The organism is Psychrobacillus sp. BL-248-WT-3 (assembly GCF_012843435.1).
GTDB lineage: Bacteria > Bacillota > Bacilli > Bacillales_A > Planococcaceae > Psychrobacillus.
This window is the reverse complement of sequence record NZ_JABAFC010000053.1, coordinates 1-17,393: the sequence shown is the minus strand read 5'-3', so window position 1 is coordinate 17,393 and position 17,393 is coordinate 1. Positions and strand designations below refer to the sequence as shown.

Sequence of the window (17,393 nt, the reverse complement as noted above, 5' to 3'; positions counted from 1 at the left end):
TGAAGTGGGGTTTTTACACTTCTCAAGTAGGTTTGAAAACATTGTATACAATTTTACACAATACTATGGACTTGACTGATCATCGAATAGATAGTTTAGAAACATGTGACCTCGAGTGAATTACACTCAATTTATGGGACACTTATCATATTTTATGGGCGAGTTTTCACTGTTTATGGGACACTCTCCAACCATTTACGGGCGCTTTCCTTATTTATGGGACACTTCTTAATCCTTATGGGACATTATTTCATATTTTACGGGCGAGTTTTCACTGTTTATGGGACACTCTCCAACCATTTACGGGCGCTTTCCTCGTTTATGGGACACTTCTTAATCTTTATGGGGCACTATTTCATATTTTATGGGCGAGTTTTCACTCTTATGGGACACTCTCCATTCATTTATTGGCGCTCATACGGGGAGACTCCAAATGGTTAGGATTGTTCTATCCTTTAAAAAGGAATTCTGACATTTCGGTAGAATAAATATAAATACCACTTATTAGTCTAAATTGCTTTGCTCAAGGAGGACTTAATACATATATTAATAAATGGAGGTGATTTTCAATGAAGGAAGTAAAAGAGCAGCTTATACATAGCTGTAACTATTTAGAGGAAAGAGAATTAGTTCAACTAAAAAGTGCCATGGATTTTGCTGAAAAGGCGCATGTTGGCCAAACACGAGCAACTGGTGAACCTTACATTATCCACCCTTTCGAGGTGTGCCTGATTTTGTCCGAATACAAGGCGGACATAACGACTTTAGTCTGCTCCTTACTTCATGATGTAGTGGAAGATACAACAGTTAATCTCAAGGAAATCGAGCTTTTATTTGGAAAAGATGTCGCCTTTATCGTGGATGGGTTAACGAAGTTTGAAAAAGGTACGTTTGAAAAAGAGGAGTATAGTGCCATTAATATGGAGAAGCTCCTATCCTATGCTATTCAAGATATACGAATAGCAGCTATTAAACTAGCAGATCGTTTGCATAATATGAGAACCCTGGCTATCAAAAGAACGGAAAAGAAAATTCCCTATTCAAACGAAACACTTCTTTATTTTTCACCATTAGCAGAAAGAATAGGGTTGTTTACACTCCAAAGAGAGTTGGAAGAGCTAGCCTTCAGCTATTTGCATCCGGAACGGTATAAGCAATTTCGAGAGAAGATAAATAACTATACAAAAGTTTATGAAGAATCGTATGAGGAATTTATTACTAAACTAATGAAAGAGGATACTTCACACATAATTACCAAACATAGATGGATTAATATCCCCTTATTTCAAGGGTACAACTTGTTAAGTGAAGGATTTTACCTTTCTGATATGTTTACTGTTCACATTACCATTGATTCTACCTTCAACTGCTATACAGCTCTTGGTCTCGTGCATTCCACATTTGAAACAATGCCAGATCATTTTGTAGACCAAATTGCCATTGAAAAACACCCCTTTATCAAACAGCTCAAAACAAAGGTTAGGGTAGCTGGTATTCCAATGACAATTGTTTTACAGGATAGGCAAACACAATACTTCTACCAGAATGGGATATTCGCTTGCTTAAAGACCATGGATTCTACAACACTAAGTACCTCTCTTTTAGGGAATTCGATTCCTTTTGCTAAATCCATTACCAATAACCCAATTGCATTTTGTGAGCTAGTCTCTTTAGAACTTTTTTATAAAGAAATAGAAATATACACACCAAAAATGGATATTATTAAGTTACCAATTAACTCCAACATCATTGACTTTGCATATGCACTTAATCCGACTTTGGCAAATAAACTAGCCTTTGCTAAAGTAAATGGCACGATAAGCTCACTTCAAACAATTTTAAAGGATAAAGATATAGTAGAGCTCCATGTGAAAAATAAAATAACTGCTAATGCAAAGTGGCTTCATTTTGTGAAAACATCCAAGGCTGTTAAAGAAATAACCGATATCGTGAATGATGAGACAAACCCTGCCTAACATTCCATAAGAGTCTAGCAATCTTATGGCGTGTTAGGCTAGTTTGCGATTAATACTATACTGTTTAATGATTGAACATCCTTATTTGAAGCTTTCTGTAGTAAGGCATAATAACTCTGAATTAGCGTCTGTATTTTAACAGGTGAATGATTAAATTTCTCTCTCACTGATATCGCATAGTCTACTTCCCATTTGCCGTCCTGTAGGAACGATGCATCCACATTTTTTGAGTCAACTAGGTTCCAACCTGATTCTTTCAGCATATCTTTAAGTTGTTCCTTGTGAAAAATATTTTGGATATTACCCTCGTCTTCAAACTGTTCTGCATATATTGCCAATATGCTCGCTGAATAAAAGTGGGCAAGCTGCTCTGGCTTAGTCCATTCTAGATCCCACTCAGCGATACATATGTGCTTAGCTACCTGCTTTAATCGTTTAAGATAAGAAAGCAACGTAGCAGGTTCTTGAAAATACCAAAGACAGTGAGAGAGTATAGCTACATCATATGTCTCTTCTATTTTCATCGTTAGGAAGTCTGCTTCTAAATCAAAAGATACTCGGTTACCTATTGGGGAGGATTTTATAAAGTCAGTTGCTTCTCCTAATGTTATGGGTTTACCGTAATCTCTGCCAGCAATATCAATTGACATTACAAATCCTGTTTCACCTACTGCATCTGCCAAGGCAACTGTTGTATCACCTTGACCACACCCGATTTCTAGCACTCTCATGCCCTTTTCAATATTAAAGGCTTGTACAAGCCCTAGGCGATGTTGAAGCTGTATACGTTGAATAGAAGAACTTCCTACCGTCTTCATATAAGTTAATAATTTTTCCATTTTCACTACCCTTTCACTAAAGTTTAAATGAAAATAAACAATAGTATGAATTAATGTAATATACTTACTTTATCATAACTTAAAAATAAAAGGAGGAGCAAAATGATCAAGAAGTTACTGGATGAAACTGAAAATATCAGCTACTTTGTTTACTTAACCAACCGAGGATATGCCTTCCCTAAAATAGGTGATAGCCTAGAGGAAATCTATACAAACCTTCGAGAAGAAGTTTCTATGGGTTACACCGATCTGTGGGTACTAAAGAGAGTTGGATTGTTGAATAAGCATGATACATTCTACTTTTCAGAAAACGATCGAACTGCAGATGACGAATTAAAAAGAGCCCAATACCTTCCTGAAAAGATTTATATCACATTCACCTTTGTACAAATTAACGAAGCAACTTCTCCTATGTACACCAATTCAGGCGGCACTATGACCCACCTCACTTATGAAGAGGCAGAAGAGTATGCTGTTAAACATATTGATAAAATGAAACAGAAATATCCAGAAAGAGAGTTTTATGTTTTATATGCTCGTTTAGTGGAAAGAAATACTTGGCATTAATAGAGACTTGAAAAGGGACCATTCGCGAAAGAATGTCCCTTTTTTTAGTTTTTATTCAAGTGCTATTTCAATCTCATGACCACCAATCGTCACACTTATACCTGCTACTCTTTGTTGTTTAACGATAAGCTGATTCATTAATACACTTTGTTCTAGCAATGGATAAAAACTGTTTATGATTGCATACATCTCGGCAGTTGTGTGAAGGGTGATATTTACTCTTTTTTCTACAGGTAAAAGCAACTGCTTCCGATAGGATTGGATTGCCCTGATTAACTCACGCATCCACCCCTCACGTATCAAGGCTTCCGTTAATGTCACATTTATCACAACAGTCATGTCATTACTAGTTCCATAAGCAAAGCCATCCTTTACTTTATTCTCTATTAAAACGTCTTCTAGTAAAACAAGATTTTCTTCTAACTTTATACTTCTATTTTGAATAAGCTCGCTTACCTGACTAGATGTTAAGTTATTTAGCCTCATATTAATACTATTAGATTGATTGCCATACTTAGCAGCTGATTTTTTAAAATCTAATTTCACAGTTGAAGTAAAATATTCTTCTCCGCTATTAAGCGGATGAAACTCCTTGATATTTAGCTCTTCCATTATAATATTTTCATATGCACTCCAATTTATTGGCTTGCTGCTCATCACAAACAATTGTGCTAGTGGCTGCTTTACCTTTATAGCAAGACTGTTGCGAATGCTTCTTCCTAGTTCAACAACCTGTAATACCTCACCCATTTCTCGCTCGAGTAATTGATCGATTAGGGATTCATCAGACTGTGGATAATCTGCAAGATGGACACTTTTCCCAGTAAGTCCCACGTATATTTCTTCCGCGATAAAAGGTGTGAATGGCGCAAGTAATTGGCTTACTTTAGTCAATACCTCGTAAAGCGTTTCATATGCTGCTACCTTATCCTTATTAAGACCACTTGACCAAAAGCGTTCCCTCGACCTTCTTACGTACCAGTTGCTGATTTGTTCCACTAAATGTGCAATATCTCTGGCTGCACTCGTAAAGTTAAACTCATCTAATTTAATGTTAACGTTACGAATTGTACTATGAAGGCAGGACAGAATCCATTTATCTAATGTTGTTTGCTGAAGGGCTTTATCTCCCGTTACAACATATTTATCTAAAGTAGTATAGAGCGTATAAAAATGATAAACATTGTCTAGTGTATCAACCAGCTTAGATTTTGCCTCTTGAACAATTCGTTCAGAAAATCTTTTTGCATTCCAGGGGGCACTGTCAACGAGTAAAGCCCATCTCAGCGAATCTGCCCCATAGTGTTGGATCAGCTCAACGGGATCCAACGCATTTCCTTTGCTTTTAGACATCTTTTGGCCGTTCTCATCTAAAATATGCCCAGTGGAAAGAACACGCTTATATGGTGATTTGCCTGTAAACAGTGTAGAAACAGCCAAAAGACTATAAAACCATCCTCTTGTTTGATCAATCCCCTCTACGATCAAATCTGCTGGAAACTGTTTAGAGAATAGCTTCTCATTCTCAAATGGATAATGATATTGGGCAAATGGCATAGAACCGCTGTCAAACCATACATCAATCACCTCAGGAGTTCTCCTCATAGTTCCAGCACACGAAGGGCAACAGAGACGAACATCATCTACGTATGGCTTGTGGAGCTCAATACTTCCTAGAGGATGTAGCGAATACTTGCTTAATTCTTCTATACTCTTAGGGGCGAGCTCAAGCTTACAATTGCTGCATTCCCACACATTAAGTGGGGTGCCCCAATAACGATTACGACTGATATTCCAATCGACCATTTGCTCTAAAAAGTTGCCGAACCTACCATGTTTGAGGTGCTCTGGATGCCAAGATACGGATTCATTATTAGCTAAAAATTGTTCTTTTAAGGCTGTAGTTTGTATAAACCAGCTTTCCATTGCGTAATAGAGCAATGGGGAATCACAGCGCCAGCAATAGGGATAGCTATGCTCGTATTTTTCCTTGTAAAACAGTAGCCCTTTATGGGAGAGTAATCGTATAATCTCTAAATCACACTCTTTAACAAAACGTCCTTCCAACCCCTCGACGGCTATTGTAAACCTCCCTCTTTCATCTACTACATGAATAAAAGATAAGCTATTTTCCTTCATCACTTTGTAATCCTCTTCCCCATACGCTGGTGCGATATGGACAATACCAGTTCCGCTATCACTTGAAACATAATTTGCGGTAACTACTTTATATCCCTTTTTTACATGTACAAGATCAAAAAGTGGGGTATAGGAAAGACCCTCTAATTCTGCCCCCTTTAAGGTGGAAAGAATCTCATATCCATCTTTCAAGACTTTTTTAACTAAATCTCTTGCGAGGATATATACCTCCTCCCCTTTCTTCGCTCGAACATATTCAAGCGAAGGATTAACCGCTAGGGCTACATTTGCCGGCAGTGTCCAAGGAGTAGTAGTCCATCCAAGAAAATACTCATTCTCTTTATGTGTAAGTTTAAACTTAACTATTGCTGATAAGTCTTTAACCGTTTTATACCCTTGAGATACCTCATGTGAACTTAAGGTCGTTTGACAACTAGGACAATATGGGGAAACCCGATGACCTTTTTGCAGCAGACCTTGATCATGTATAGTACCAAGGATATTCCATACACTTTCAATGTAGCTATTACTCATCGTCATATAGGGGCTATCCATATCGACCCAGTATCCCAGCTTTTCTGTGAAGTCACGCCATTCCTTTTCATAAACAAATACACTTTCCTTACATTTCTTGATAAATGCTTCGACCCCATAGTCTTCTATATCCTTCTTACCAGAAATACCAAGCTGTTTTTCTACGCCAAGTTCAACTGGTAGCCCATGGGTATCCCAGCCCGCTTTTCGAATGACCTGATAACCCTTCATTGTTTTATATCTAGCGACCAGATCCTTTATCGTTCTGCCGAGGGCATGCCCTACATGTGGCAAACCGTTCGCTGTAGGAGGACCTTCGTAAAACACAAATGTAGGATTTCCATCTCGTTGCTCAATAGATGCTTGAAATACATTATGCTCCTCCCACATTTTTCTTATCTGCCGCTCGCGTTGTAAAACCGTCTTCTTTACGTCCTTGTTAACCATCTGATATCACTCCACGTTCAAATTAATAAAACATACAAAAAACCCGCCCCAGTAAAGGGACGGGTTTAACCGTGATACCACCCTAATTCCATTGAAATCTTCACCTCAATAGCACTTAGCCACGTACAAGCATACGCGTTCCTTTTAACGGTAGACACCCGATCACACTTACTTAGTTCAGTGCGACTTCTCAGAGAGGATTTTCAAAAATAACCTAAACACCGACTTTCAGCATAGCATCGGCTCTCTTTGGAATAGATTTATCTTTTACTTTTTCTCATCAACGAATTTGTATGGTTTTATTGTGGATAAATTTATCATGTATGTAAAACGAATGTCAATAGGATTATTTGTTACTTAGCGAAAAATATAAATATTCGATCTTTTAGTTCGTTTCAAATGTTACTGATCCAAGGAACAAGCTTATTCTCTAAGCGCATAATAAATTAGAAAGTCTACCCATTCTTCCTCTTCCATAGAAAACTTCTCTCGTGTGCACTCGTATTTAAAGCCGGCTCTTTTAGCAAGAGTTTCGAACGGTCTATTATCAACATTAATATGAAGTTCAATTCGTTGGAACTTTAACGAGTCAAAAAAATATTTTTTAGCTTCTCTCACACTTTCGACTCCATACCCCTTTTTCCAATATTGGTTATGAATAGAATATCCCATCATAGCCCATTGATAATCCATCCTAAGAATTGTGATTAGTTCTACCTTTCCGATATTAACTCCATCCTCTTTTCTAAAAATACCCATTATATACATTTCATCGTTCTCTAGAGCCTTATTAAAACCTTTGATCCAATCAGAGAACCATTCATTAGACGCCTTCTCCATTATTTTGTATCCTTCGTCATATTTATATTGAGAAGGTAATCGATTATTAAATCCATTTGACCAGCTCTCATAATCTTCCTCATTAAATGTTCTGAGGATCAAGCGATCAGTCTCCAAATATAATTCTTTCATCGCTATCCCCCTCCGCAAATAATTTTGATCTCAAAATAATCAAAACTAAAACGTGATGGTTGTATTTAATCTATTCTCTAAAATTCAAATAATCTTTTCTCCGTTAAGCCCAAAAACGATTCAAGTATAAATAATTAAAACCCGAATAGGCCCACTTGTTACATGTCCACTATTCGGGTTACTCTTCCAATGTATTGTTTAATTGTGGTTAAAGTTATGTTGCATATACAAAATCTCCATCATCTTCATCTTGGATCTCACCAACAATTTCTGATAATATATCCTCCATTGTTACTAGGCCCACGATAACTCCTTTGCCATCTGTTACAATGGCCATGTGCTTACGTGTTTGTTGCATTTTTAAGAATACCTCTTTAATAACTGTTGAATTTTTAAATCTTGGGATGTCATGGATGAAGAATGTCACGTCATTAGAACGTCCAGCAGCGATATCCGTTAACATTTCCTTTGTGTTAATAAATCCAATTACGTCATTCTTCTTTTTTAAAACGTCAATGACTGGATAGCGTGTATATTCGAACTCTTCAATGACCGCCACCATTTGCTCAAGCGTTTGCTGTTTTTCTAGCATAATCACCTCTGACCGGGGAATCATAATATCCTTTAACTGACGAGTATCAAATGCAAATATATTTTCCAGGTAAGCAAGTTCGGTTTGGTTGATTTCTCCACCTGCAAAGCTTTGTGTAACAATCATTTTCAATTCTTCTTCAGAATACACTTCGTCATGTCCCGCAGGCTTTACACCAAATATTTTTAATAACGAACGAGCGGAACCATTTAAAGTTGAGATAAACGGCTTAGAAACTTTCCCGAACCAATAAAGAGGTGGTGCTAAAAGAAGTGTCATTTTATCAGCATATTGAATTGCTAATGTTTTTGGCATTAATTCACCAAGAACTACGTGTAAAAATGTAACAACCGATAACGCTATGGCATAGGAAAGTGCGGTTGAAAGAGCTTCACCTAAATTTAAATATTCAAATACTGGTGCTAACATTTTTTCAACGGTTGGTTCTCCAAGTGCTCCCAAAATTAGAGCTGTCACTGTTATTCCTAGCTGACAGGCTGATAAATAGTAATCTAAATCTTGTGTAACTTTCTTGGCGACGACTGCTTTTTTATTTCCCTCCGAGATAAGCTGATCAATTCGTGACATACGCACTTTTAAAATCGCGAATTCTGCCCCTACGAAAAACGCTGTCAATAAAATAAATAATGTGATTAACGCTAAGTTTAAAATAATTATACCGTCCAATTAACTCCCTTATGGAAAGGGATTCACCTCCATTAATAATTAATCGTAATTATTGTTTAAAATAATTTTGTTTGAAGATTACTTCTTTAATATGATAGTTTTCTACTTCACCAATAATCCATAGATGATCACCGTGCTGTATTTCCATTCCTTCGTTAACTTCGGATGTGTTTTTAAAACCTTCATTTAGTGCCCAACCACCAATTGTATCGATATCTTCACTATCCTCAAAATCTATACCAAAGCGATCCTCTAATTCTTCTAATAATGTTCGGTTGTTAATTGTATACTCGTTTTCGCCCGTCTTACGAATTTCATCCACTTCATCCGCATCAAATTCATCACGAATTTCTCCAACGAGCTCTTCTAGTATATCTTCCAACGTTAAAATACCAGCGGTACCACCATATTCATCGACAGCTACCGCAATATGTACACGCGCCTCCTGCATTTTTAATAATGCATTTTGAATCGGTGTTTGCTCAAACACAAATGGAATCGTGCGAACAAAATCACTCAAATCAGCAGGACGATTTGTTACTATGCGACTAAGTAACTTATTTGCATTTACAAAGCCAATAATTTTATCTTTATCGTTTTCCTCAACGACTGGATAACGAGTGTAATTATGCTCATCTAAAATCGATACTATTTCTGTAGTATTCATATCCCTATCAATAGCAACGAACTCTGGGCGAGGAACCATAATGTCTTTGACAACTCGCTCATCAAAGGCGAATACATTCTCCATATATTCCAATTCCTGCTTATCAATTTCCCCACCTTGGAAACTTTGAGACATGATTATTTTAAGCTCTTCTTCTGAATAGGCTTGATCTTCGCTAGCTGCTTTTACCCCTACAGCACGTAATAGAAATCGTGAAGTACCATTTAATGCTCTAATAAACGGATACATTACTTTACCGAAATAATATAGACTTGGTGCCAACATTAATGTGACTTTCTCCGAAAATTGAATCGCTAATGTTTTTGGTGCCATTTCCCCAATAACGACATGTAAGTAACTTACAATCGCAAGTGAAATACCATAAGATAAAATATTCATTACAGTTTCAGGGGTATTGAGCCATTCAAAAATAGGATACATTAAATGCTTAACGTAAGGCTTTGTAAAAGCCCCTAACCCAATAGCTGTGATTGTAATACCTAACTGACACGCTGATAAGTAATAATCAAGGTCACTTACAACTTTCTTTGCAATCTCAGCTTTCTTATTACCTTCTTCGATTAACTGATCAATTCTGGATTTGCGGATTTTGACTACTGCAAATTCAGCTGCTACGAAAAATGCTGTCAAACCTAAAAAGATGATTAATAAAATGATATTTAATATACTCGAGTCCAATATGTTCCCTCATTTCGAGGGATTCACCTCCGTTATTTTTAATACTCTCTTGTTATATGACTCTTAAAAAATCTTATCTAGTATATTATAACGAAAACCATCACGTTATGGTTTCAAAAAAACAAATTTTTTTCATCTTTCTCAATTTTCTAGCCGAATTACTTCATTTTAATCAGTATTTAGGCTTTTCCGTACAAATAACATAGACACCCACCTGTAATTGCACAGGTGGGTGATATAAGTTAAATATTTATCCAAAGTCCATGACTAGACTTTTACTAGTTTGTATTTCCAGACGATGTTGGTCGAGGTGCTTCTTCTTCAGCAAATGTAGAAGTTCCAAAACTAAATAAGACCGTTAAAGTTACTAAGCTTAGAATGAGTAATTTTTTCATTTTATAAATCCTCCCACTTTGTAATAGATTTTTTTCTAAACAATATTTCATTCGCCTTTTGATAATAAAGGTTCGCTGCTTTAAATCTGCTATTCCTATAGTAGTAGTCCGCTAAAAGAATAGAGTACTTTTGAACATGTCGATCGTCATGGACTTTTTCAAAATAATTAATACCTTTTTTAACAATAGCTTCAAATTCCTCCGAATTATTATGAAGAGCCTGGTATATGTGAAGATGGTGTATGTAAGATTTAATATTGCTTCTTTGCTGAATGCTAGCCTCGTCCATTTTATTGAAACCCGCTTCACACCAGCTAAGGACCCTTTGATGGTCGTTTTGCTTGGAATATTCTTTGACAATGGAAAGTGTGGTTATCATATAACCTTCCACCTGCTGAGGACCTTCCTTATACGATAGACTAAGTGTATAGTACTCAATTGCCTTTTCATGATTTTCTTGGATAGCCTGGAGAGATCCTAAATTTTGATAAAGCATGCCTTTGTATTGAGTTAGCTTATAATCCATAGCCAGCTTTTTTGCTAAGTTATAGTTTTTTTCTGCTTCTTGATAATTTTTCATATTTTTATAGGCCATGCCAGTAACTATATAGCTATCAATTGCCCGTTCAAAGAGTAGATTATCCTTGTAATATTTAAGTGATTTACTAGAATGGTTAATGGCATTAAAGTACTCGTTACATTTAAAGTAGCTTAAGCTTATAACATTATGAAAATCGGCGAGTTCCCATTCTTCAAAAGAGCTATAGTTTACCAGCTTCAGAGCATCCTCGAGCTTTTCTAGTGCAGTACAATATTCTGCGATTAAATAGTTATATATTCCAAGATTTAAATTTAGAAGAAACCTTTGTTTGTCATCAAAATCGGCTTCCATTTTTATTAGGACTTGGTAAATCGGATAGATTTGAAGGACTTCCTCATTAATAATCAACATCAATCGAAACATGTATAAATTGTAACTGTAAAAATTTTTTAAATTGGTAAAATTAATCTTCCGCGATGTATATTGCTGCAGGCGTTCCCTGACCATTTCTTGATCTCTACTTAAAATAGCACTTTTATATAGTGCATATAAGTCTTCAATAACTTTGTTTTCTTCTTCCAGTGGTATTTCTTCTAGCATCAAGTTCAATCGTTTTAACAATGGCTGTGCTACATCTTCGCTAGGTATCGTTGAATTACTTTCTATCTTGCTTAAATAGGAAGTTGAACAAATCCCTTTGGCCAAAACCGTTTGTTTAATATTCCGATTTAACCTTTCCTGCTTAATTATGAGACCAATACTACCACCCATCGGAAGTCACCTCCTTGCAATGTAGTATAGGTTATAATTCTCTTTCCATTGCTGAATTCCTTTTTTTATTTTTTCGACTTTTTTCTACATCCCTATAAATAAAGAAGAAAAACATAGCGAAAATCAATATTTTGTACAATAATTCACTTAAAAAAAGAAATTCTTATTATAGCGCCTTAAATAATAATACTTTTTTCTTTTTATTTCACAACAAATATTAGTATATTTCTTATCCAAATTTTAGTAATATTTAGGATATACAATTATAAATTTTACTTTTATTTCAAAAACATTTCAAGGGAGTTGTAAAAAATAATAAAAAAATCCCTTTATATGAGAACAACAAGTCACTCGTTGCTAAAGTCCCTTTTTCCTTAGCGCCAGCCAAGTATTACATTCTATTTTCAAGGGGGGAATGTTAAAAATGGTTACTGGTAATAAAAAGATTATAGAAGAGTTTCTCAGCTACCCTGACAATCAAAAGATGCTTGAAGAATATCAATACACCAATAGCCAAGAGATTAAAAACAAATTAGATAGAGAGTTTAAAAGATTTTACCAAAATATCCGTATCTTAACCTATGTGATTAAGGTATTACATTTTGAAAGTAAACGATTTGATCAAAAGGAGCGTCTTCACAGAAGGAGGAATATTTTATCACTAGATGGTGATGAAAAAATATCAGTTATTTATCATGAAAGATTTTTTACAGACTTTATTGGATTCTCAGATGACATATCAGACCACATCTCGTCTGATAAATTATTTTTTAGTATAAGAAAGCTTTCAGAACGACAGAAGAAAATATTATCACTCGTCTTTGTAAAACAAATGACCGACCGGGAAATTGCACATTATTTTGGCATTTCACAACAAGCGGTTTCAAAATCAAGACGAAATATAATCGAAAACATTCGAAAGGAGCTTACGTATGATTGAAGCTAGCAATATTGTTCAGTTGCTTGGCAACTTCGGCTTTCCAATTGTAGTCTCCATTTATTTACTTCACCGTTTTGAAAATAAGCTGGAGGCACTAGAAAATTCACTGCACAATCTATCCAATACTGTCGTTCATAACCTAGAAAAGAAAAAAGGGGGAAAATAAAATGGACGAAGCTGAAATTTTGAAGCTTCTTAAACAGCTAGAGCCTAAAATGGAAAGTGTTTTATATCAAACAAGCTTTGAATACAGAGAAGACCTGGAGCAGGACTTAATAGAAAAGATACTAAAAATTATCAATAACAAGGTTACGCAAGAGGTGCCGGGATTCTTTGAGATGAATAGGAGATGAGATTATATTTTTAACTTTCCACAACTTTTACTCATTGACCTTTAACACCCTTCCTTGCAAGTATGGGTGTTAAAGGATTTTAAGCTTCTTCATAAAACCGCATATGTTGCTTGTCCTCTTTATAATACTTCAAACGATCCTCTAATGTACCGGTATGATACTCGAATTTATGCCCATCTGGATCTGTAAAATAAATGGACTGCTTATCTCTTTCCTCTCTCTTTCGCGAAGGAAGGATTGTCACGTTTAATATTTCTAGTCTTTTACAAATATCCTGGAAGTCCTTTTCGTCTACAGTAAATGCAATATGCGTATAGGAATATTTTATATCATTTCTAGGTATATGTGGCTCTTCATTTAAAGCTAACCATATTCCATTTACGTCAAAATAAGCGGTGCTATTTCCAACTACTAATAGTTTTGCATTCAACACCTCTTTATAAAACTGTATGGACCTTTGAAGATTAGAAACAGAAAATAATAAATGGTTAATGCCCTTAATATCCATGTAGTACCTCTTCTTCTGATATTCTTTTAACATCCCTCAATTTTCTACCTTCAAATGACAACTGATAAATATCAGGCATCTGGAGCTGATCCCAGAAAGCTAAATTATATTTGACATCAAAATAATTCATGATTAAAACCATTATATTACCATGAGTTCCAATCACCACGTTTTTATCCTGCCATTCATCTAATACCTGCAATAAGGACGTTACACCTCTATCCTGTGCAACTAGATTTGATTCCCCTCCCTCCCATGAAAAAGCTGGTTCTTCCCATACCTTTGCTATTGCTTCATCAAAATTCGGAACCGGATGTTCTGATAATGTTCTTTCTCTAAAGCCTTCTACTAGCTCGATCGTCAAATTAAATTGCTGTGCCACTTTTTCTACAGTTTGTATAGCCCTTTTATAAGGACTAGATATAACATGGTCAATATCATGGTGCATTAACAAATTCGCAACAAGATTGGCATCATTTAAACCTCTAAGAGATAATGGTCTCCCTACCTCGTCTGTTGAATAGGTTGAATGTGCGTGTCTTACAAAATAGATGTTAGTCATTAGAGACCCCTTCCTCCTCAAGTTATAAATAATGATTTTCGCTCTCGGTCGGTCCTTTTACGCGGTATTGGCGAGAACCATCAACCCAGACTACGAACGTGTTGGATAATTCATCTGTCTCACCCAGCACCTTTAGTTGCTGCAATCAATATAAACATTAAATAAATCATGTTACATATAAGCTGCTCTTCATTGGCTGAAATAACTTAAAGAAACGTTATTTAGCTTTCTCACTCCTAATCTTTCCGACAAGCCTCATAAAATAGAGGAGGAAAAACAATGCTAGTAATAAATTCGGTAAAAAGAGAAGTGCTGGTGGAAGAAATTTCATTGAAAGAAAAGTAATCACAATAGGGATAATCACTAGCCATATCCAGACTCTTGAACGCTTATTTGAATAGCTTATATTAGATTTCATTCATTTCCTCCTCCTTGTGAATTTTAATTTTATAGACTTGTTACCTACAATTGGAGACTTTCTATTTATCTAAAAAACTTCTATGTATGAATCTAACCTATTAATTATCTATATTTCTTTTCTGTTTTCCCATTAATTCATATTTCGACATAATAGTTTACTTTTCCTCTGCATAGGAAATATATTTAAAAGTATAATAACATTGGAAGTTCTTTCATTAGGTCGCTATTTTATTTATTGATATGATGAATGAGTAATTATCCATAGAAAAGGAGTTGGTTTTTTATGTCTAATAAAGTGGAGATTGGTAGTACTGGGTTATTTGTAAATCCAATAGGTCTGGGCACTAATGCTGTTGGAGGACACAATATTTTCCCTAATTTAAAGGACGAAACAGGTAAAGAAATTGTTCGCGCAGCCCTACAAAATGACATTAACTTTATCGACACCGCGTATATGTACGGGCCTGAAAAATCAGAAATTCTAATTGGTGAGGTACTTAAAGAGACAGGACAAAGAGCTAATGTTGTTCTTGCTACAAAAGGTGGACAAAAGTACATGAATGACAAAATGGAAGTAGACAATTCACCAAAATTTCTAAGAGAAACGGTTGAAAACAGCTTAAGACGCCTACAAACAGATTATATTGATTTATTTTATATACACTTTCCAGATGAACAAACACCGAAATATGAGGCGGTTGGAGAACTCCATAGATTAAAAGAGGAAGGAAAAATCCGGTCTATCGGGGTATCCAACTTTTCAATGAATCAGTTAAGAGAAGGAAACAAAGATGGTTATATCGAAGTCATCCAATCTGGCTATAATCTTTTTAAACGAGATGCAGAAGAAGACTTAATCCCTTACTCTCTAGAAAATAATATCTCCTTTATACCTTATTTCCCTTTAGCTTCTGGCTTATTGACAGGAAAATTTTCTCCTAATAGTACATTTGAAGATGGACGAGCAAAGAACCCATTGTTCCAAGGAGAAGCGTTCATTCAGAATTTAAATAAAGTGGATGAATTGAAGGCAATTGCCAACAATAAGCATGTGGCGGTTTCTAATCTCGTGTTAGCCTGGTATTTAAAACAAGAGTCAATTGATGTTGTAATTCCTGGTGCTAAAAAGCCAGAGCAAGTACTAGAGAATATTAAGACTCTAGAAATTAAACTTTCTAAAGATGAAATAAACGAAATCTCTAAAATCTTTCACTGATCTATTTTTTATCATTTTAAGCGCATAGACTTGCATAGCAATATATAGAGAGAGGATGTCAGGCTATGGACCAATTTATTAAAACAAAAGAACAATTCGAGCTAATTTCTAAGATAAACGATTTAAAACCAGTTTTTAGACATAGAGAGCCGGAGCTCGATCAACTCGGCTCCTTCCCTTTTGCCGATTTCCAAGATTTAAAGAATATAGATTATCCTACTTTAACTTTACCAAAGGAGTACGGAGGGCAAGGCTTAGGATTGTATGAATACATACTAGCACAGGAAGCTATTTCTGAGGGTAGTGGTGCTACAGGACTATCCATTGGATGGCATAACGGGATTGTTTTGGAATATGCAGAAAACAACCATTGGGAGCAGGATGCTGCTGACTGGCTTCTAAAGGAAATAGCAAATGGTGCAATCATTAATAGTGCAGCCACTGAAAATAATGCCGGCAGCCCTACACGAGGTGCTCTTCCCCGTACAACAGTTATACGGGATGGCAAGGATTTAGTTATTAATGGTGAGAAAACTTTTACATCTGCTTCCCCTGTACTCGATTATATTATAGTTACATGCACAAACGAAATCGGCATTGTTGAAATGATAGTAGTACCTAAGGATAGTCCTGGTGTTTCTATTCTTGAAACATGGGATATGCTTTCCATGAGAGGAACTGCAAGTCATACCCTCATTTTAGAAAATGTTAGAGTTTCCGGAAATCATATCCTGAAAGCCTTACCTGCTACCAAGACAGAAGCAAAGGGATGGATGCTTCATATTCCAGCCTGCTACTTAGGGATCGCTGCTGCAGCAAGGAAATACGCAGTTGACTTTGCAGCTTCTTATATCCCCACCTCTTTAGGAAAGCCAATCGCGGAGACTCCAAATATTAAGCATATCATAGGCGAAATGGAACTAGAGTTATCCATTGCAAGACATATGCTCTATGGTACGGTGGAACGATATGAGCAAGCAGAAGATAAGACGACCCTTCAAGAGTCACTGGATATTACTAAAATAGCCGTTACGAATGGAGCTATTAAAATAGTCGATTTGGCTATGAAAATAGTTGGCTCTAGAGCCCTTTCTCAATCTAATCCGATGCATCGCTACTACCTAAATGTAAGAGCAGGATTATACAACCCTCCAATGGAAGATATGATAAAGTCAAAATTAGCAAGTGCTGCTATTGATGCAGCTAAAAAAGACGAAAATTAAAACGAAGCGAATGGAAAGCAGTCCATTCGCTTCGTTTTATTTTTGTTTAAGAATTTATAAACTTCGAAACCTGTGGATAAATTGATGGCTAGCTCCATCGCCTTGCCCCTCGGGGTCAAATGGTTAAAAGCTCCGGTGGCTGAAGAGCTGCCTCCTCGCTTTTCTCCATTTGCCTGTCGGGGCAGACATAGGCGATTGCGCTTTTCTTGATTGGCTAGCTCCATCGCCTTACCCCTCGGGGTCAAATGGTTAAAAGCTCCGGTGGCAAAAGAGCTGCCTCCTCGCTTTTCTCCATTTGCCTGTCGGGGCAGACATAGGCGATTGCGCTTTTCTTGATTGGCTAGC

General features: G+C 36.2%; 16 protein-coding genes and 1 other annotated feature. Of the genes, 7 read left to right on the top strand and 9 right to left on the bottom strand.

Annotated features, from left to right (window positions below):
* Positions 1-569 precede the first annotated feature (569 nt).
* Positions 570-1,976, top strand: coding sequence for an HD domain-containing protein (locus HF876_RS17505; protein WP_169361343.1), 1,407 nt, complete (start codon positions 570-572; stop codon positions 1,974-1,976).
* A 38-nt stretch (positions 1,977-2,014) separates the two neighbouring features.
* On the opposite strand, the gene HF876_RS17500 is transcribed toward HF876_RS17505, so the two are convergent.
* Complete coding sequence (locus HF876_RS17500) at positions 2,015-2,815, bottom strand: class I SAM-dependent methyltransferase (protein ID WP_169361342.1); 801 nt, start codon at positions 2,813-2,815, stop codon at positions 2,015-2,017.
* Between the two features lie 102 nt (positions 2,816-2,917).
* Here HF876_RS17500 and HF876_RS17495 point away from each other — a divergent pair, with 102 nt between their 5' ends.
* Entirely contained in the window at positions 2,918-3,382 is a 465-nt protein-coding gene (locus HF876_RS17495) for a hypothetical protein (RefSeq protein ID WP_169361341.1), read from the top strand.
* Positions 3,383-3,433: 51 nt separating this feature from the next.
* On the opposite strand, the gene ileS is transcribed toward HF876_RS17495, so the two are convergent.
* The 5 genes from ileS to HF876_RS17470 all read right to left on the bottom strand — a co-directional run bounded on the left by ileS (position 3,434) and on the right by HF876_RS17470 (position 11,826).
* Positions 3,434-6,502 (bottom strand): isoleucine--tRNA ligase, encoded by a 3,069-nt coding sequence (gene ileS, locus HF876_RS17490; protein WP_169361340.1) that lies wholly within the window; start codon positions 6,500-6,502, stop codon positions 3,434-3,436.
* Between the two features lie 52 nt (positions 6,503-6,554).
* Positions 6,555-6,795 (bottom strand) — a binding site (T-box leader).
* A gap of 130 nt (positions 6,796-6,925) precedes the next feature.
* Positions 6,926-7,480 carry a GNAT family N-acetyltransferase gene (locus HF876_RS17485; RefSeq protein WP_169361344.1) on the bottom strand — a complete coding sequence of 185 codons (555 nt, stop codon included), beginning with the start codon at positions 7,478-7,480 and terminating at the stop codon, positions 6,926-6,928.
* A gap of 208 nt (positions 7,481-7,688) precedes the next feature.
* Positions 7,689-8,753 (bottom strand): hemolysin family protein, encoded by a 1,065-nt coding sequence (locus HF876_RS17480; RefSeq protein WP_169361339.1) that lies wholly within the window; start codon positions 8,751-8,753, stop codon positions 7,689-7,691.
* 49 nt (positions 8,754-8,802) lie between these two features.
* Positions 8,803-10,119 (bottom strand): hemolysin family protein, encoded by a 1,317-nt coding sequence (locus HF876_RS17475; protein ID WP_169361338.1) that lies wholly within the window; start codon positions 10,117-10,119, stop codon positions 8,803-8,805.
* Positions 10,120-10,515: 396 nt separating this feature from the next.
* Positions 10,516-11,826: a helix-turn-helix domain-containing protein gene (locus HF876_RS17470; RefSeq protein WP_169361337.1), complete on the bottom strand. Its 1,311-nt coding sequence runs from the start codon at positions 11,824-11,826 to the stop codon at positions 10,516-10,518.
* 424 nt (positions 11,827-12,250) lie between these two features.
* Here HF876_RS17470 and HF876_RS17465 point away from each other — a divergent pair, with 424 nt between their 5' ends.
* Genes HF876_RS17465 through HF876_RS17455 form a run of 3 tightly spaced genes read left to right on the top strand, consistent with a single transcriptional unit; the run spans position 12,251 to position 13,119 of the window.
* Complete coding sequence (locus HF876_RS17465; protein ID WP_169361336.1) at positions 12,251-12,766, top strand: sigma factor-like helix-turn-helix DNA-binding protein; 516 nt, start codon at positions 12,251-12,253, stop codon at positions 12,764-12,766.
* Complete coding sequence (locus tag HF876_RS17460; RefSeq protein ID WP_169361335.1) at positions 12,759-12,932, top strand: YvrJ family protein; 174 nt, start codon at positions 12,759-12,761, stop codon at positions 12,930-12,932. The genes HF876_RS17465 and HF876_RS17460 overlap by 8 nt, the downstream gene beginning before the upstream one ends.
* Position 12,933: 1 nt before the next feature.
* A complete protein-coding gene (locus HF876_RS17455; RefSeq protein ID WP_169361334.1) occupies positions 12,934-13,119 on the top strand; it encodes a hypothetical protein in 186 nt (61 codons plus the stop codon).
* Between the two features lie 79 nt (positions 13,120-13,198).
* Here HF876_RS17455 and fosB read toward each other — a convergent pair whose 3' ends face one another.
* Positions 13,199-13,627 (bottom strand): metallothiol transferase FosB, encoded by a 429-nt coding sequence (fosB, locus tag HF876_RS17450; RefSeq protein WP_169361333.1) that lies wholly within the window; start codon positions 13,625-13,627, stop codon positions 13,199-13,201.
* A complete protein-coding gene (locus HF876_RS17445) occupies positions 13,617-14,189 on the bottom strand; it encodes a histidine phosphatase family protein (RefSeq protein ID WP_169361332.1) in 573 nt (190 codons plus the stop codon). The genes fosB and HF876_RS17445 overlap by 11 nt, the downstream gene beginning before the upstream one ends.
* A 703-nt stretch (positions 14,190-14,892) precedes the next feature.
* On the opposite strand from HF876_RS17445, the gene HF876_RS17440 reads away from it, so the two are divergent.
* On the top strand, positions 14,893-15,825 hold the full coding sequence (locus HF876_RS17440; protein WP_169361331.1) for an aldo/keto reductase: 933 nt from the start codon (positions 14,893-14,895) through the stop codon (positions 15,823-15,825).
* 65 nt (positions 15,826-15,890) lie between these two features.
* The gene (locus HF876_RS17435; RefSeq protein ID WP_169361330.1) at positions 15,891-17,048 is read left to right on the top strand and encodes an acyl-CoA dehydrogenase family protein; all 1,158 of its coding nucleotides are present in this window, start codon (positions 15,891-15,893) and stop codon (positions 17,046-17,048) included.
* On the opposite strand, the gene HF876_RS17430 is transcribed toward HF876_RS17435, so the two are convergent.
* The coding region (locus HF876_RS17430) for a hypothetical protein (RefSeq protein ID WP_205964164.1) at positions 17,045-17,393 on the bottom strand (349 nt) is incomplete at its 5' end. The two genes, HF876_RS17435 and HF876_RS17430, sit on opposite strands and share 4 nt — an antisense overlap.